At 38.9% G+C, this 527-nt stretch carries 1 protein-coding gene; it reads right to left on the reverse strand.

The window, feature by feature from the left end; translation table 11 throughout:
• Positions 1-527, reverse strand: a 527-nt coding sequence (locus XM47_RS18645; RefSeq protein WP_149865562.1) for an IS110 family transposase, incomplete at both ends; no start/stop codon positions are given.

The raw sequence follows: 527 nt of genomic DNA on the forward strand, positions 1-527 counted from the left end.
TCAATTAACTCTAGGATTTTATTTTCTATTTTTGTTATTTGATTTTTAAACGCAGTCAGGATTGGTTTAATGGTCATGGCTAAGTTTTTTGGCAGAATTTGTAAGCGATTCTTTTCCATCGTTTGCATGACTAACAACTGGTTACGTCTTGCGACTAAATCACTCATAGTCTGCATGGTATCTGGCTTTAACTGAGATAGGTTTGGTTTTATTGCTTCACCATAATGCGCAATTAACTGGGCATCCAACCTATCCGTTTTAGCTCGTTGCCCTATTGCGCCAGCGAAGCGTTTGATGTGTATTGGATTCGCAATCACAAAGGGTAAATTTGCTTTTGCACAAGCCATGATAAATGGCATTTCTAGACGACCAGTTGCTTCTATAATGATGCGCTCGGGCTTGTGTTGTTTTAATGTCTTAACCGCTTCGTCAATGCCTTTTTCGTTGTTTGAAACGGAGAAATAGATATCGAGAGGGCGAATATAAATGTCGAGTTGAAATTTACCGGTATCAACGCCAACGTTAAT

Source organism: Catenovulum maritimum (assembly GCF_001050375.1).
Lineage (GTDB): Bacteria > Pseudomonadota > Gammaproteobacteria > Enterobacterales > Alteromonadaceae > Catenovulum > Catenovulum maritimum.